Annotated in this window: 14 protein-coding genes; 7 read left to right on the forward strand and 7 right to left on the reverse strand. The window is 56.6% G+C overall.

The features are described 5' to 3' along the window. Nucleotides 1-148: 148 nt before the first annotated feature. From ahpF to DUD43_RS15000, 3 genes are all read right to left on the reverse strand, one after another. Nucleotides 149-1,741 carry an alkyl hydroperoxide reductase subunit F gene (ahpF, locus tag DUD43_RS14990; RefSeq protein WP_153230901.1) on the reverse strand — a complete coding sequence of 531 codons (1,593 nt, stop codon included), beginning with the start codon at nt 1,739-1,741 and terminating at the stop codon, nt 149-151. Nucleotides 1,742-1,858: 117 nt separating this feature from the next. Beyond that, nucleotides 1,859-2,422: an alkyl hydroperoxide reductase subunit C gene (gene ahpC, locus DUD43_RS14995; RefSeq protein WP_153230902.1), complete on the reverse strand. Its 564-nt coding sequence runs from the start codon at nt 2,420-2,422 to the stop codon at nt 1,859-1,861. Between the two features lie 191 nt (nt 2,423-2,613). Next, entirely contained in the window at nt 2,614-4,050 is a 1,437-nt protein-coding gene (locus tag DUD43_RS15000; RefSeq protein WP_153230903.1) for a PLP-dependent aminotransferase family protein, read from the reverse strand. Between the two features lie 152 nt (nt 4,051-4,202). Here DUD43_RS15000 and DUD43_RS15005 point away from each other — a divergent pair, with 152 nt between their 5' ends. The 4 genes from DUD43_RS15005 (at nt 4,203) to DUD43_RS15020 (ending at nt 8,239) form a co-directional block, all read left to right on the forward strand. Beyond that, the gene (locus tag DUD43_RS15005) at nt 4,203-5,093 is read left to right on the forward strand and encodes a DMT family transporter (protein WP_153230904.1); all 891 of its coding nucleotides are present in this window, start codon (nt 4,203-4,205) and stop codon (nt 5,091-5,093) included. Nucleotides 5,094-5,279: 186 nt separating this feature from the next. Continuing rightward, nucleotides 5,280-6,017: a phosphoadenylyl-sulfate reductase gene (locus tag DUD43_RS15010; protein ID WP_153230905.1), complete on the forward strand. Its 738-nt coding sequence runs from the start codon at nt 5,280-5,282 to the stop codon at nt 6,015-6,017. Nucleotides 6,018-6,026: 9 nt separating this feature from the next. Continuing rightward, nucleotides 6,027-6,938 carry a sulfate adenylyltransferase subunit CysD gene (gene cysD, locus DUD43_RS15015; protein ID WP_026485483.1) on the forward strand — a complete coding sequence of 304 codons (912 nt, stop codon included), beginning with the start codon at nt 6,027-6,029 and terminating at the stop codon, nt 6,936-6,938. Then, nucleotides 6,938-8,239, forward strand: coding sequence for a sulfate adenylyltransferase subunit 1 (locus DUD43_RS15020; protein ID WP_153230906.1), 1,302 nt, complete (start codon nt 6,938-6,940; stop codon nt 8,237-8,239). The genes cysD and DUD43_RS15020 overlap by 1 nt, the downstream gene beginning before the upstream one ends. Before the next feature lie 3 nt (nt 8,240-8,242). Here the strand turns inward: DUD43_RS15020 and DUD43_RS15025 are convergent, their stop codons facing one another. From DUD43_RS15025 to DUD43_RS15040, 4 genes are all read right to left on the reverse strand, one after another. Beyond that, nucleotides 8,243-9,442: an acetate/propionate family kinase gene (locus tag DUD43_RS15025; protein ID WP_153230907.1), complete on the reverse strand. Its 1,200-nt coding sequence runs from the start codon at nt 9,440-9,442 to the stop codon at nt 8,243-8,245. Next, a complete protein-coding gene (locus DUD43_RS15030) occupies nt 9,442-10,428 on the reverse strand; it encodes a phosphate acetyltransferase (RefSeq protein ID WP_153230908.1) in 987 nt (328 codons plus the stop codon). Before DUD43_RS15030 ends, DUD43_RS15025 begins: the two co-directional genes overlap by 1 nt. A gap of 250 nt (nt 10,429-10,678) precedes the next feature. After that, complete coding sequence (locus tag DUD43_RS15035) at nt 10,679-11,146, reverse strand: DUF1348 family protein (protein ID WP_042488755.1); 468 nt, start codon at nt 11,144-11,146, stop codon at nt 10,679-10,681. 61 nt (nt 11,147-11,207) lie between these two features. Beyond that, a complete protein-coding gene (locus DUD43_RS15040; RefSeq protein WP_153230909.1) occupies nt 11,208-12,125 on the reverse strand; it encodes a LysR family transcriptional regulator in 918 nt (305 codons plus the stop codon). 97 nt (nt 12,126-12,222) lie between these two features. Between DUD43_RS15040 and DUD43_RS15045 the strand changes: the two genes are divergently transcribed. The 3 genes from DUD43_RS15045 to iaaH all read left to right on the forward strand — a co-directional run bounded on the left by DUD43_RS15045 (nt 12,223) and on the right by iaaH (nt 16,473). After that, entirely contained in the window at nt 12,223-12,924 is a 702-nt protein-coding gene (locus DUD43_RS15045; protein WP_153230910.1) for a pirin family protein, read from the forward strand. 854 nt (nt 12,925-13,778) lie between these two features. Continuing rightward, nucleotides 13,779-14,924 (forward strand): sensor domain-containing diguanylate cyclase, encoded by a 1,146-nt coding sequence (locus DUD43_RS15050; protein ID WP_153230911.1) that lies wholly within the window; start codon nt 13,779-13,781, stop codon nt 14,922-14,924. 121 nt (nt 14,925-15,045) lie between these two features. Further along, on the forward strand, nt 15,046-16,473 hold the full coding sequence (gene iaaH, locus DUD43_RS15055; RefSeq protein ID WP_153230912.1) for an indoleacetamide hydrolase: 1,428 nt from the start codon (nt 15,046-15,048) through the stop codon (nt 16,471-16,473). Nucleotides 16,474-16,516 lie beyond the last annotated feature (43 nt).

A 16,516-nucleotide genomic window follows, 5' to 3' on the forward strand; every position in this document is an offset into this window, starting at 1 on the left:
ACGACTTTTCTCAAAGAACGCAATCAATGCTGAAGTACTCCCGATACACAACAACTACTACTTATCCCCCCCACCCACAGACAAAAAAAAAGAGCCACCCCAAACAGGGTGGCCCTCTTGAACAGCCAGTTCCAACAATCAGAACGACTTAAGCAGTCACTTTCTCTGCAGCCGGCTCTTCAACTTCAGCCGAGCTACGGATCAGGTAGTCAAACGCGCTCAACGCAGCCTTGGCACCCTCACCTGCAGCAATCACGATCTGCTTGTAAGGCACAGTCGTCACGTCACCGGCAGCAAAGACACCTGCCAGCGAAGTTGCACCGCGTACATCAACCTCGATCTCGCCATGGCGCGACAAACCAACATCGCTGCCCTTGAGCCATTCCGTATTTGGCACCAGACCAATCTGAACAAACACACCGTCCAGCTTGATGCTCTTGGCTTCCTGAGTCTGACGATCCAGGTAATTCAAACCAACAACCTTGGCACCATCACCCAGAACTTCCGTAGTCTGAGCCTGCGTAATGATCGTCACATTAGGCATGCTGCGCAGCTTGGTCTGCAAAACCTGGTCAGCACGCAAGGCATCGCCAAACTCGATCAAGGTAACGTGCTTGACCAAACCAGCCAGGTCAATCGCCGCTTCCACGCCGGAGTTACCACCGCCGACCACAGCCACATCCTTGCCCTTGAACAGAGGACCATCACAGTGCGGGCAGTACGCCACGCCACGGTTACGGTAATCCTGCTCACCAGGAACATTCAGCTCGCGCCAGCGGGCACCCGTTGCCAAAATGACGGACTTGGCTTTCAACTGAGCGCCACCATCCACATCCACGATGACCTGCTTGCCCTCACGGCGAATACCCTTGGCACGATGCAGATTCATGATGTCCACATCGTAGGTTTTAACGTGCTGCTCCAGCGCTGTGGCAAAGGCAGGACCATTGGTCTCAACCACCGAGATGTAGTTCTCGATAGACATGGTATCCAGGACTTGACCACCAAAACGCTCGGCCAACACACCAGTGCGAATACCCTTGCGAGCAGCATACACAGCAGCGGCTGCACCAGCAGGGCCACCACCGACGATCAGCACATCAAACTCGTCCTTGGCATTCAAGGCTTCAGCACGAGCCGAGTTATCGCCTGTGTCCAGCTTGGCCAGCAACTCTTCAGCACTGGCACGGCCTTGATGGAACATTTCGCCATTCAGGAACACAGCCGGAACCGACATGATGTTGCGCTGCTGAACCTCGTCCTGGAACAGGGCACCGTCAATCGCCACGTGCTTGATACGTGGGTTGATCACGGACATGGCGTTCAGAGCCTGCACCACGTCAGGACAGTTCTGGCACGACAGCGAGAAATACGTTTCAAAAACAAAGTCGCCGGGCAGATTACGGATCTGCTCAATCACAGCGGCATCCAGCTTGATTTCATGGCCGCCCACTTGCAGCAGGGCCAGAATCAAAGAAGTAAATTCGTGTCCCATCGGGATACCCGCAAAGCTCACGCTAATGTCGGTACCGGGACGGTTAATTTGGAAGGAAGGCTTGCGCTCTTGCGCATCCGCATCTTCGCGATAGCTGGTCTTGTCGGACAAGCCATCAATTTCTTGCAACAGCTCGCGCAGCTCGACGGACTTGGCGCCAGTATCCAGCGTTGCAACGATCTCGATCGGTTGCGTGATCTTCTCGAGGTAAGCCTTCAATTGAGTTTTGATGTTTGCATCTAACATGTGAAACGCCCTTTATCCTGTACTGAACGAAACAACTTGAGGTGCCTGAACCGGTCAGGCACCGGGGTGGCGGCGCAAAGCGCCGACCACCGCTTAAGACCCGTGTTTAAAAAGGTCTTAGATCTTGCCAACCAGATCCAGGGAAGGAGTCAGCGTCTTGGCGCCTTCTTCCCATTTAGCTGGGCAAACTTCACCGGGGTGAGCGGCGATGTACTGAGCAGCTTTAACTTTGCGCAGCAGTTCGGAAGCCACACGGCCGATACCGTTGTCGTGGATTTCCAGAACCTTGATTTCGCCTTCTGGGTTCACCACGAACGTACCACGCAGAGCGATACCTTCTTCTTCAATCAGCACTTCAAAGTTGCGCGAAAGCTGATGAGTTGGGTCAGCCAGCATTGGGTAGTTAACTTTGCCAATGGCGTCCGACGTGTCGTGCCATGCTTTGTGAGCAAAGTGAGTGTCGGTGGACACGGAGTAAATTTCCACGCCCAGTTTCTGGAACTCCGCGTAGTTCTCGGCCAGGTCTTCCAATTCGGTTGGGCAGACAAACGTAAAGTCGGCTGGGTAGAAAACGAAAACAGACCACTTACCCGCAACGGTTTCGTTGCTGACTTCGATAAATTTGCCGTTGTGAAAAGCTTGTGCTTTAAAAGGTTTGATGACGGTGTTGATCAAAGACATACATGCTCCGGTGAGTGATTAATCATTGATAGTGAGTTCATTATAGGAACCCCCTCTCAATTAGTAAAATTGATTAATGCAATAATGTTCATTGCTATTAGCTATCGCACTCCGCATAAAAATTTCAATCTATGCGTCGCACAGACTTATGCTAACAGAGCTAGATGACAGTGCAACTATCAGCGTTCAAGCTATAAGGCTACTTCACTGGGCACACTAGGAAGCGACTGCCTGGCATCGCCCAAACAGCGGGCAAAATCACGCCAAAATGAGGCATCGTCGCCTAAAGAAACATTGATGCGCATATATGTAGATGGTTGCTGTTGCGGAGAAAACAAGGCCCCCGGCACCAATAAATGCCCCGGCCGCCCCAGGGCGCGCACCAGACTTTCCGTATCCACACCCGTATCCACCCAGACAAACATGCCCGCCTGAGGCGGTGCATCCGGCGCCAGACCGACATGAGCCAGTTGCTCCAGGGTTTTATGCCTGTCGGCATCAGCATGGCGGCGCAGCCGCTCCAGGTGCTTGCGATAGGGACCGTCTACCAGTACCCGGTGAATTACCCGCTCGCCCAGCTCTGGCGAGGTCAGCCCCGCCAGCATTTTCAGATTCACCAGCGCCTGTAAAAGCTCGGGGGCCGCTGCCATATAGGCCACCCGCAAGCCAGCGGCCATCACCTTGGAATAGCCTCCCACTAAGGTGACCCGGTTCAACTGATCCAGTTGGGCCAGACGGCAGGCAGGATTGGCATGCAGCTCGCTATAGGTATCGTCTTCAATAATGTGGAAGTCCCAGGTCTGGGCCAAAGTCAGAATGCTGTGCGCCACCGCCGGGCTCAAACTAAAGCCGGTGGGGTTATGCACCACGGTATTCAGGATGACCAGACGTGGACGGTGCTCGCGCGCCAATTGCTCCAACACCGCCAGGTCCGGGCCATCTGCACGGCGCGGCACACTCAGCACTCGCACATCCACCACGGCCAGACGGGCAAACAAGAGGTACCAGGCAGGATCCTCTACAACGACCGCATCACCGGGTCGCAACCAATGGCGCAAGAGCAAATCCAGCGCCTGCGTCACGCCACTACACAATAAAAGCTGGGTATCCGGATCTGCCTGTATGCCGCTATCTTCCAGTTGCCCCGCAATATGCTGACGCAAAGGTCTATAGCCATGCGAATGCCCATAGCCCAGCAAATTGGAGCCTGCACTACGGCTGACCTGTCGCAAGGCCGCCAGAATCATCTCGTTATCCAGCCACTGACGGGGAATGCCCGCGCTATCGCTATGCCCCATGAAGCTGTTCAACATCCAGTTCACATCAATCTTGCGCGGCTCATTCTTTTCTACGTGCAGGGATTCGGAACGCAGACGCCGAGGGCTGCGCACCCGCACAAAAAAACCTGAGCCGGGCCGGGACTCCACCAGGCCCAAGGCCATCAACTTGTCGTAGGCAGCCACAACGGTATGCGTACTGACACCGGCAGACTGCGCCAACCGACGCACCGAAGGCAAGCGGCTGCCACCCCGATAACGCAAATGCAGGGCCTGCTGTACCCAGGCGACCAACTGATCGCTAAGCGTCACGTCCGAACCGCGCACGGGCTGCCAATCCAACCATTCCATGATGCTGACCTTTAAGCGAGAAAACCGACTGTAGCGGAAGTTTGACCAGTACAGCTTGGCCGACTGATTGATGAACTGTATCGCAACTGTATTGCTTATTTATTTTAAGCTCAAAGCTGTGATAAACCTATTTCTCATCCGTGGTGATTTTCATGAGCCGCAGCACCAGTCTTCCCATGCCCAGTACCGCCCCAGCATTGCTGATCTATCTCTACGCTTTTATCGGGGTTACCGTCTTTGCCTTCACCTTGCCCATGACGCGGCTGGCGGTGCAAAGCTTTGATCCCTGGCTGATCGGGATGGCGCGAGCCAGTATCGCGGGGGTGTTTGCGGCCATCATCTTGCTGGCAACCCGCAGCCGTCGCCCCACGGCATCGGAATGGCGTGGTATTGCCCTGTCCTGTACAGGTGTGATCGTAGGCTGGCCCGTGTTTTCCTCGATTGCCATGCAGACCGTGCCGTCCTCGCACGGGGCCGTCTTGAGCGGACTGATTCCTCTGGCTACCGCCATTGTTGCCTCTGCCCGCAGCGGAGACCCCTTGAGCCGCCGCTTCTGGATGCTGAGCCTGCTGGGTGCCGTACTGGTGCTGCTCTACGCTTTTTATATTGGTGAAGGTGCGCTGCAAACTGGCGATATCTGGTTGGCGCTGGCGGTGTTCATGTCTGGCGTGGGCTATGCCGAAGGTGGCCGTGTCGCTCGTACCCTGGGTGGCTGGCGCACCATTTGCTGGTGCCTGGCAGCCAGCCTGCCGCTGACCATTCCCGCCACCTTGTGGCTGACCTTGCCCATGACAGAAATGCCCTCTTCCCAATCTGTCATGGCCCTGCTCTACCTGGCCCTGTTCTCTTCCCTGCTGGGTTTCTTCCCCTGGTACAAGGCCATGGCCATGGGCGGTGTGGCGCGTATTGGTCAGGTGCAACTGGCCCAGCCTTTTCTGACTGTACTGATTTCAGCGGTATGGTTAAGCGAGCAAGTAGACCTGCTGACCTGGCTGTCCTGCATCGTCATCATCGCCATTATTGCCGCCAGCCGACGCGCCTGAAAACACGATGACAAGGCGGCTAAATACAGCAAGGGCATATTCACCTAACTAATACTTCGTTCCCAGCGTGGGCTCGCGCAAGCACACTGGCTCATCATTCCATGAACCATGTAAGGCGATAGCGCGGCCCACGTGACTCCGTTTTGAGCAGGGCCGGTACTGGTATTGCCGCAAGGACATCTGATCATGCCCGCCCAAGCCCCTGCCGCGCTTGCCCTGAGCGCCCGGCCCCTGATGCTGTGGAAACAGCTGCGCGACGATCTGCAATACATCGCGCGCGAACACACGGATGCCGTTCTGGCCAGTTCCCTGGCCGCGGAAGACATGGTGCTGTTTCATGCCATGTCCATCTACACCCCCGAGCTGCAAACTGTCACCCTGGATACCGGTCGTCTGCACGAAGAGACCTTGCAATTGGGCCGCGACATCCAGCAGCACTACGAACGCCCCATCCTGTTTTTTCACCCTGACCCGGACCGGGTGCAGGAACACGTCAGCACACACGGCACACACGCTTTTTACGAAAGTGTGGAGCTGCGCAAAGAATGCTGCGCAATCCGCAAAGTGGAGCCGCTGCGCCGTGCCTTGCAAGGCCGATCGGCCTGGATTACCGGCCAACGCCGCGAACAGACCGCCAGCCGCACCGAGCTGTCCAGCAAGGAATACGACAGCGTCTTTGGACTGCAGAAATTCAACCCCTTGATCGAATGGACTCAGGATGATGTCTGGGCCGTGATCCGTGGCTTGAGCATCCCCTACAACCCGCTGCACGACCAAGGCTACCCCTCCATAGGCTGCGAGCCCTGTACGCGCGCCATTCGTCCCGGTGAAGACGTGCGCGCCGGGCGCTGGTGGTGGGAACAGCGCGACAGCCTGGAATGCGGCCTGCATGCCAGCAATCTGAATAGCAGTGTCAACACCTGAAGGAACCCCATGGGCGAACCACTCTCTACCCGTACTCATCTGGACTGGCTGGAAGCCGAAGCCATTTTTATTCTGCGCGAAATCGCGGCTGAAGCTGAAAAACCCGTGCTGCTGTTCTCCGGCGGCAAGGACTCCGCCGTGCTGCTGCAACTGGCGCAGAAAGCCTTTGCGCCCGGCCCATTGCCGTTTCCCTTGATGCATGTGGACACCGGCCACAACTACCCGGAAGTCATCGAATTTCGGGATCGCCGCGCCGCGGAGCTGAACGCCGAATTGATTGTGCGCAGCGTGGAAGATTCCATTGCACGCGGCACCGTCGTGCTGCGCAATGAAACCGCCAGCCGTAACGGTGCCCAAGCCGTCACCTTGCTGGAAGCGATTGCCGAATTTGGCTTTGATGCCTGTTTCGGTGGTGCCCGCCGTGACGAAGAAAAAGCCCGCGCCAAAGAACGCATCGTGTCCTTTCGCGACGAGTTCGGCCAATGGGACCCCAAAGCGCAACGCCCCGAGCTGTGGCACTTGTTCAACACCCGCATTCACAAGGGCGAGAACCTGCGCGTCTTCCCGATTTCCAACTGGACCGAACTGGACGTGTGGCAATACATCCAGCGTGAGGCCATTGATCTGCCATCCATCTACTACACCCACTCGCGCGAAGTGGTGGAGCGCCAGGGCCTGATCGTTCCCATCACTCCACTGACTCCTCTGCTGGAGGGTGAGACCTCCGAATGGCGCGATGTACGTTTTCGCACCGTAGGCGATATTTCCTGCACCTGCCCGGTGCTCTCTACCGCCGCGTCCGTGCAAGACATTATTGCTGAAACCGCCTTGGCCACCATTACCGAGCGCGGTGCCACCCGCATGGATGACCAGACTTCCGAAGCCTCCATGGAACACCGCAAGAAACAAGGATATTTCTAATGAACACAGTCAATGACGCCTGGCTGCAGGCTGCCGATCAGGGCGTGCTGCGTCTGATTACCGCTGGCTCCGTGGACGACGGAAAATCCACCTTGATTGGCCGCTTGCTGGTGGACAGCCAGGGCGTGTTTGCCGACCAGATTGCGGCCATTCAGCGCTCCAAGTACAAACGTGGCGAGGACGCCGAACCCGATCTGGCCTTGCTGACCGATGGCCTGGAAGCCGAACGGGAACAAGGCATCACGATTGATGTGGCCTACCGCTACTTCGCAACTCCCAAACGCAAATTCATTGTGGCCGATACCCCCGGTCACGAGCAGTACACCCGCAACATGATTACGGGTGCCTCCACCGCCCAGGCCGCCATCATCCTGATTGACGCACACCGCGCCAAAGACGGAGAACTGCTGACCCAGACCAAGCGCCACAGCACCGTTGCCAAACTGCTGGGCCTGCGTCATATCGTGGTGGCGGTGAACAAGATGGACCTGGTCGATTGGGACCAAGCCGTGTTCGACCGCATCCATGAAGCCTATCGCCAACTGGCCACACAACTGGGGATTGAGCACTTTCATATCATTCCGCTCTCGGCCCTGAAAGGCGAGAACATCACCCAGGCATCGCCACACACACCTTGGTATCAAGGCTTGCCGCTGCTGCCTTTGCTGGAATCGCTGGATCTGCGCGAGAACATTCAGCGCCCTGCCCGCTTGTTTGTGCAATGGGTAGCGCGTCATGGTGGTAGCAGTGCTGATGGTTTCCGTGGCTACGCCGGGCAGCTCAGTGGTGGCCGCATCCAGGTGGGCGATAGCGTTCAGGTGTGGCCTAGCGGGAAAACCGCCGTCATCACACAGCTGTTCCGCGCTGGTACGGAACAAGTTTCCGTCAGTGACGGGGACGCCGTGACTGTGGTGCTGGATCGTGAGCTGGATATTTCGCGGGGCGACCTGCTGACACTGGCCCATGATGAGGTCAGCACCAGCAAACGCTTTGACGCCCAGTTGTGCTGGCTGGACGAGCAGGCCTTGAACACCACCCGCTCTTACTGGTTAAAGCAAGGCACACGCCTGACGCAAGCCAAGGTGCAAGCCGTGCATGCCCTGCGCGACGTGCATAGTCTGCAAGAGCAGCAAGCCACTGGCACCCTGTCCTTGAATGATATTGGCCGTGTCAGCCTGGTCAGCCGTGACCCGCTGGTGCTGGACGATTATCAGGATCATTCCAGCACGGGCTCGTTCATCCTGATCGACCCCAGCACAAACCAGACCGTGGCTGCTGGTCTGGTTCAAAAAGCCGCCTAAGGTCTAGTCGCGAGTCTGCTGTTTGGCACGTACCAAAGCGAGGGACTGTTCAGCAATGATCAGTTCCTCGTTGGTTGGGATCACCAAAACACGTACAGCACTGCTGTCCGTAGAAATCACGGTTTCCCCTGCCTGGTTACGAGCCGGATCAATCTCCACCCCCATCCACTCCAGGTGCTTGGCGATGCCTGCGCGAATGGATGGGCTGTGCTCGCCAATCCCCGCCGTGAACACCAAGGTATCCAGGCCCTTCAAGGCCACGCACAAGCCCGCCAGATTCTCTGCCGTGTGATAGCAGAAGTACTCCACCGCCAGCTTGGCGCGAGGATCATCCGAAGCTTCCAGCGCGCGCATATCTGCCTGATCACCGGATAAGCCTTTCAGGCCGGATTGGGTGTAGAGCACGGACTGGATCTCATCGTGTTCCATGCCCTGCTCCAGCATCCACAGGACCACACCGGCATCCAGACGCCCCGGACGTGTGCCCATAGGCAAGCCGTCCAGCGCCGTAAAGCCCATGGTGGTGTGCACGCTGCGGCCTTCTTTCAGAGCGCAAGCCGATGCCCCGGAACCCAGGTGGGCAACGACGACACGCCCATCGGCCAGCTCGGGCATTTCGCGGCGCAGGTGCTGAGAAATATAGTGGTAGGACAGGCCGTGGAAACCGTAGCGGCGCACGCCCTGCTCAAAGAAACGGCCCGGCAAGGCAAAGTGCTGCAAATGCGGCGCATGCCCTTGGTGGAAAGCCGTATCCAGACACGCGACCTGGAAGATTTCCGGGTAGTGTTCAAAGATCACACGGACAGGAGCCAGATTGTTTTGCTGATGCAGCGGTGCCAAAGGCGACAGGCTGTCCAGATATTCCAACACCTGCGGCGTCAGGGGCACGCTGCTGTCGTAGCGAGCGCCCCCGTGCACAATGCGGTGGCCAACAGCAATAGGCCGACCATCTACATGCTCCAGCAGCCAGCGCGCCACCAAAGCCTGGGCCGTATGCAAGTCCTTGGCCTGTTCGCCATCCAGATCCTGCTTGACCATGGATTGGCCTTGCGCATCCTTGACCTTGAAAGCTGGCTGGCTACTGCCAATGCCAGAAACCTGACCGCCAAACTCAAAATCCAGCTGGTCGCCCGGCTGCACCTTGTACATATGAAACTTCAGGCTGGAGCTGCCTGCGTTAATGACCAGAATCTGCTCGCTCATTAGTGCGTGGCCTCCACGGCAACTTTACGTTCCAGATAGCCGGCGTAAATGCTGGCAACGGCGCAAGACGCCATGCGAGTCTGGGCACTATCGGCGCGGCTGGTCAGAATAATCGGCACGCGAGCGCCCATCACAATACCGGCAGCCTGTGCGCCGGACAGGAAGGTCAGGTTTTTGGCCAGCATATTGCCGGCTTCCAAATCAGGGGCCACCAGAATCTGCGCCTTGCCCGCAACGGGCGACACAATTCCTTTGATACGCGCCGCTTCGGGGCTGATGGCATTGTCCAGCGCCAAGGGGCCGTCCAGCACTCCACCTGTAATCTGGCCGCGATCAGCCATCTTGCACAAGGCAGCGGCTTCCAGTGTGGTGGGGATTTTTTCCGTCACCTGCTCGACCGCAGACAGGATAGCGACCAGCGGTTTGCCCAGGCCCAGACCATGGTGCAGATCAATGGCGTTCTGCACGATATCTGCCTTGGTGCTCAGGTCGGGGAAGATATTGATAGCACCATCCGTTACGAACAAGGGCTCGGGATAGCTGGGGACATCCATGATGAACACATGGCTCAGGCGGCGGCCCGTGCGCAAGCCTTTGCCCTGGGTGCAGAGCACGGCCTGAATCAGTTCGTCCGTATGCAGGCTGCCTTTCATCAGCAATTGCGCGCGTCCGGCCAGCACTTCTTCTACAGCGCGCTCTGCCGAGGCATGGCTATGCGGGGTATCAATCAAGGTCACCCCTTCCAGGCTCAAACCATGCTCTGCCGCGACGGAATGCAAACGGGCCTGCGGGCCAACCAGCACGATCTCGAACAGGCCTTGGGCCCGTGCCTGCAAGGCGGCTCCCAGGGACACGTCGTCGCAGGGGTGAGCCACTACACAAATCCGACTGTGCTCCTTGCGAGCTTGCTCGATCAATCGGGAATAATGACTGGAAGGCCCAGTGCGATCCACGGCGGCCATATCCAGGCCTGCAGGGTGATTCATGATAGATGACTCCTTGGAGATGAACGAAGCTAACCCAACACTAAAACATTTATCAGCCCGCATGTCTTTGATTGCGAACAGGGAAACTTCAACATTTTGCCCATAATTCTTTTAAGCACGCCATGAATGAGGCATAAAGATTAAAGATTTAAAAAAAATCCGGTTTTGCAAAGCGCAAACCGGACTTTTTTATTTTTATAACTGTTTATTCATGACCGTAGCCCAGATCCGACAGTATCCGGGCTGGGTGTTACAAGCCTAATTCACTCAGGCTGGGGTGCTCGTCGGGGCGTCGGCCCAGAGGCCAATGGAATTTGCGCTCGGACTCGGTAATGTCCAGATCGTTAATGCTGGCATGGCGGACTGCCATATAGCCATTCTCATCAAACTCCCAGTTTTCATTTCCATAACTGCGCCACCATTGTCCGTATTCATCTTGCCATTCATAGGCAAAACGCACGGCAATTCTATTTTCATGCCAGGCCCAGAGTTCTTTAATCAAACGGTATTCACGCTCTTTTTGCCATTTGCGTTCTAAAAAAGATTGAACCTGATCGCGTCCCTGCGGAAATTCGCTACGATTGCGCCAGCGCGTATCCACGGTATAAGCCTGCGAAACCTTGACCGGGTCACGGCTATTCCAGGCATCCTCGGCGGCACGCACTTTCTGGCGGGCACTTTCCAGATCGAAGGGTGGCAAGGGAGGACGTTTATCCATAGTGATCTCCTAGAAAACAAGAGTGGACCAGACAGTCTAGCGGCAAAACGTAAGCAGTCTCTTACTGGCCGGTATCGGCCCAGGGTGCTTGCTCAAATCCGGCGACCAGAAAGTCGATAAAGGCTTGTACACGGGCCGAGCGGGACCGGCCCGGAGGCGTCAGCAAATGCAAGGTCAGGGTGGGCAAATCCCATTGCGGCAATACAACTTCCAGTTGGCCTTGCTCGACCATATCGCCCAGCAGGAATTGCGGCAGCACGCTCAGCCCCAGGCCCTGGAGCAAGGGTGGGATCAAGGCCTGGGCGTTGTTGACTTGCAGGGCGCAGGGCACGGTTTGGGAGTAGTACTCCTCCCTCTGCTGAAAGCGCCAGACGCTGCCACGGCGCTCGTAGGCGTAGCGCAGGCTCATGTGTTGTGCCAAGTCGCTTGGGTGGGTGGGTCTACCGTATTTGGCCAGGTAACTGGGGGCTGCGACCAGGCGCAAACGCAGATTGCACAGGCGGCGCACCAGGAGACTGGAGTCATCCATGGTCGAGATACGCAAGGCCATGTCGAAACCTTGTTCAACGATGTTCACCTGGGCGTCGTTAAAGTGCAGGTCCAGCAGAACGGCCGGGTGCTTTTCCATGAAGGCTGGCAGCAAAGGGGCCAGGTGCTCCAGCCCGAAGGACATGGGCGCGGCAATCTTGATGCGTCCTTGCAGGCTTTCTTTCTGGTCGCGTGCCAGGGCTTCGGCGCTTTGTCCGGCCGCCAGAACGGCCTGGGCCTGTTCCAGGCTGGCCTGCCCGGTTTCTGTCAGGGACAGGCGTCGGGAGGTGCGGTGGAACAGGGATACGTGCAGCTGTTTTTCCAGCCGGGTGATTGCCTTGGAGACGGTGGGTTGTGACAGGCCCAGAACTTCGGCAGCCTGGGCGAAGGAGCCGGTTTCCGCCACAGTGGCGAAGATGGCCCATGCTTGTAGATCCGGTAATGTTTTCATGTCGTTTTTGGAATGGATTCTATGCTATTGATTCTATTTTATTCAATCAGCAAGACGCTTAGAATTCTTTTTAGTATCCAATATTAAGGAGCGCATCATGATTGAACATCGGCCTTTTAATGAACTGGGCGGCGCCAACCACGGCTGGCTGGACGCCAAGCACCATTTTTCTTTTGCGAATTACTATGATCCCGCTCGCATGAACTGGGGTGCCTTGCGTGTCTGGAATGACGACACGATTGCGTCCAACACCGGGTTTCCGCCTCACGATCATGCCGATATGGAGATCATTACGTATGTGCGTGAAGGGGCAATCAGCCACCAGGACAGTTTGGGCAATAAGGGTCGTACGGAAGCGGGTGATGTGCAGGTGATGAGTGCCGGCACGGGTATTCGCCATGCGGAGTACAACCTGGAAAGTGACACGACGCGGATTTTCCAGATCTGGATTCAGCCAGAGCGTCGTGGTTTACCGCCTGCCTGGGGTGCCAAGCCTTTCCCCAAGGATGAGCGTTCGGGGCAGTTTGTGGCTCTGGCCAGTGGGTTTGAGGGTGACGCGGAGGCTTTGCCGATTCGTGCCCAGGCTCGTGTGCTGGGAGCGACCTTGAAGAAGGGTCAAAGCACGACTTTGTCTTTGCCTGCCGAGCATCTGGCTTATCTGGTGCCTGCCACGGGGCGGGTTGTGGTGAATGGTCTGGAGTTGAGTGCTCGTGATGGGGCGGCGGTTCGCAATGAAACGACGCTGGAGATTCAGGCACTGGAGGATGCTGAGCTGGTGCTGGTTGAGACGGCGCAGTAATTGCGGATGAAGCGTTTTAAGGATGGGGAGAGCGATTTGGGCTCTCCCCTTCTTCTTTTTTGTTCTGCTGTTCTGTTGTTCTGTTGTTCTGTTGTTCAAGAACTAAACGCAGGTAAGAGAAGATGTTTGTTTTTTAGATGTCATGTGTCGGCTCAATAATTGAACAAACTAAAAGGACGCGTAGATGGCCGGGCGAGTGCTTATTCGGTACTCGGCGTTGTCAGAAAGACGCCACTTGGAGCCCTGCCAGGGTGTCCGGGCTGAGCACTTGCCGGTGCTGCGCACCGGTGCCCTTGTCAGGAGATAGCTACGGGCGCACCCTGAACTCCCGGGGTGGTTCGTCCCCCGGACGAACCACAAGCGCCCCGGTCAAACAACAGGGTGCTTGCATCCCTACGCTATCTCCTGACCGCGGCAAGTACTCTGAATCGCCCCGACACCCTGGCAGGGCTCCAAGCGGCTCGCATCGTGAGCAAAGTGAGGGCGAAACGTAACTGTGATGCCGCTTTGTGGGCTAATTGGTGATGGATTCAGGGGTGTTTTTTGTGGCCCAGTCTCTTGTCATGAAAAATGCAGCGGAGGGTGGGTCTCCCCAGCTGTCTGTTTTTGGTCCTGGTTTGGAAAGTATTCCTGATTTTTTGTTTAGGTAAGGTAAACAATCCTTTGTTTTTCTCCCCCTTCTTGTTCTGTGGAGCTTTCCCTTAACGGAAACTGGCTCATAAAGCAGATCAAAACATCTTCTTTACTCTGATTAAACTGTTTGTTCTCAATTGATAAGCGTTTGCCCTGCAGCAATATCGTTACAATTGTTGGAACGCCGATTTTCAACTTTTCTTAATGCACGCGAACACACCGTGTCCTCTTCCAACCAGTATTTCGTTCTGATCGTCCCTGCCTGCGCGGCATTGCTGGGCGTCGCGATGATTTACTGCTGGAGCCGTCTACGCGATCATCGTTATCTTCTCTGGATTGCCTCGGGGTATATCTCCACGGCTATTCCTATGGGGATCCATAGTCTGATGCCCAATGGGCTCTTGGCGCGCTGGACTCTGCCTTTGTCGGCTATGTATTTGTTTGGTGTCTGGGCCCTGTCTCATGGGGTTGCTTTGCGTTTTGGCGGGCGTGCTCATCCCAGGCTGGCCTGCGCGATCATGCTCCTGACGCTGGTGCTGCTTTTTTATTTTTCCCAGATTGATGATGATCTCTGGCTACGTTTGCAGATTCTGAACTGGGGCTTAGCCTTGCTGGTCGCCCTGCCCGTCAAGTCGATTATGTCCAGCAGATCGCGCACGATTCCTTTAGCAACGCTGTTGCGGGCCTCTTATCTGACGGCTCTGCTCTATGCTTTTGTTCGTGTTTGTGCGCTGGCCACGTTGATCCCTCGCGAGATGCAGCCAGAGCTGACCCGCTCCGGGTTTTGGCTCTTGATGCTGGCGACCAATATGTTCATCAGCATTTGGGTCGCGCTGGCTATCTTGACCAGTACAGCCATGTCGATTGTGCAGACGCTGGATCATGAGCGCAGCCGGGACCCTTTGACTCGCTTGCTGAATCGTCGTGCGTTTTTCGAGCAGGTTAAAAAGCGGCTGGAGCTGTATGGTCATAGTGGCTGGGCGGTCATGACTTGCGATCTGGATCATTTCAAGATGGTCAATGACACCTGGGGCCATGCCGCGGGCGACCGGGCCTTGAAGGAGTTTGGGGCTTTGCTGGCTCGCACGGTACGGCAGGATGATTTGGCCGCCCGCTTCGGGGGCGAGGAGTTTGTCTTGCTGATACGCAGTACCAGCCTGCATACCGCTGTGCTGGTTGCCGAGCGTTTGCGTAGCAGTGTGATGAATCTGCATATCCCCGCCACAGCGCATACGTTAACCGCCAGTTTCGGGGTGGTTCAGCTAAGCAGCAATGGCGACATCAATCAGGCCATTGAACATGCTGACCGGCTTTTGTACGAAGCCAAGCATGCTGGCCGCAACAAGGTCGTTTGGAAGGCTTCCTGAGTTATTCCTCCTGCTTGCTGATACCCTTACAGTCTCTTTTTCAAGACAGCCCTGTTAGAGGCTGATTGATCGGACTATCACAGCAAAAGCCGGGAGCGTTCACGCCTCCCCAGGAGACCTCATGTCACTTACCGAACTTAGCGCCAGCGATCTGCTGGCAGGTCTGGAAAAAAGCCAGTTCAGCGCCCGCGAGATTGCCGACGAGCTGCTCAAACAATCACAAGAAATGGCCCATTTGGGCGGCCTGGCTCATTTGAATTCGGAGCTGTTTTACCAGCAGGCAGATCAGTCCGACGCGCGCCGCGCCCGTGGCGAGGCCCTGGCGCTGGACGGCGTGCCTTTGGTGATGAAAGACAATCTGAACACCACGGACATGCCCACCACATCCAGCACCGGCGCATTGCAAGGCCGCGTACCCTTGAAAGATGCGGATGTGGTCACACAATTGCGTAAAGCCGGTGCCGTGCTGCCCGCCAAGTCCGTGATGCACGAACTGGCTTTTGGCATTACGACCAATAACGCCACCACCGGCCCCAGTCGCAATCCGTATGACCCGAAACGGATTCCCGGTGGCTCTTCCGGTGGCACTGCAACGGTTGTGGCGGCTCGTCAATTTCCAGCTGGTTTGGGCACGGATACCGGCGCTTCGGTGCGTCTGCCCGCAGCGCTTTGCGGCCTGTACGGTTTCCGTCCTACGGTGGGCCGATATTCGGGCCAGGGCATTGTGCCTTTGTCCCCTACCCGCGATACGGCTGGCCCCATGACTCGTAGTCTGGCTGACATCAGCCTGCTGGACAGCCTGCTCTGCCAAAAAGCCCCATCCGTTATCGCCACTCCCTCCTTGAAAGAACTGCGTCTGGGCGTACCCCGTGACAGCTTCTGGAAAGAGATGGATGCCGGTGTGGCCGACGTCACCCTCGCATTTCTGGATGATTTGCAAAAAGCCGGTGTCACGCTGGTCGATGTAGATCTGTCCCCGGTGCTGAAAATCAATGCCCGCGTCGGCATGCCGATTGTGCTGTACGAGACCTTGCAAAACCTGCCTTTGTATCTGGCCGAGAACAAGTACAGCATTGGTCTGGACGAGCTGATTGCCGGTATTCACAGCTCGGACGTAAAAGAGATTTTTGATGCCATTACGGGCGACTACACCATCAGCCAGGAAGCCTACGAAGAAGCACTGAATGTAGACCGCCCCCTGATGCAGCAAGCCTATGCAGACCTGCTGCGCCAGTCCAATGTGGGTGGCTTGATCTTCCCGACCAGCCCGCTGACCGCCTGCCCGATTGGCGATGATGAAACCACCATGATGAACGGCAAGGCAGTGCCTACCTTCAACACCTATATCTCGCGTACTGATGTGGGCTCGAACCTGGGTGCACCGGGTATCTCCCTGCCCATCGGCCTGTCGGGCGGTTTGCCGGTGGGCATGCTGATTGAAGCCGGTATCGGTGCGGATGATCAGTTGCTGGCTCTGTGCCGCGCAATTGATCCTTTGTTGCCAGCTACACCTGCGCCGGATTTGAGCAAACGATCTAGCGCTGCCTGAGACCTTGCTTTAGAACCAAGCAGACACACAGAACCGCGATTAA

Source organism: Alcaligenes faecalis, assembly GCF_009497775.1.
In the GTDB taxonomy this organism is placed as follows: Bacteria; Pseudomonadota; Gammaproteobacteria; order Burkholderiales; family Burkholderiaceae_B; genus Alcaligenes; species Alcaligenes faecalis_D.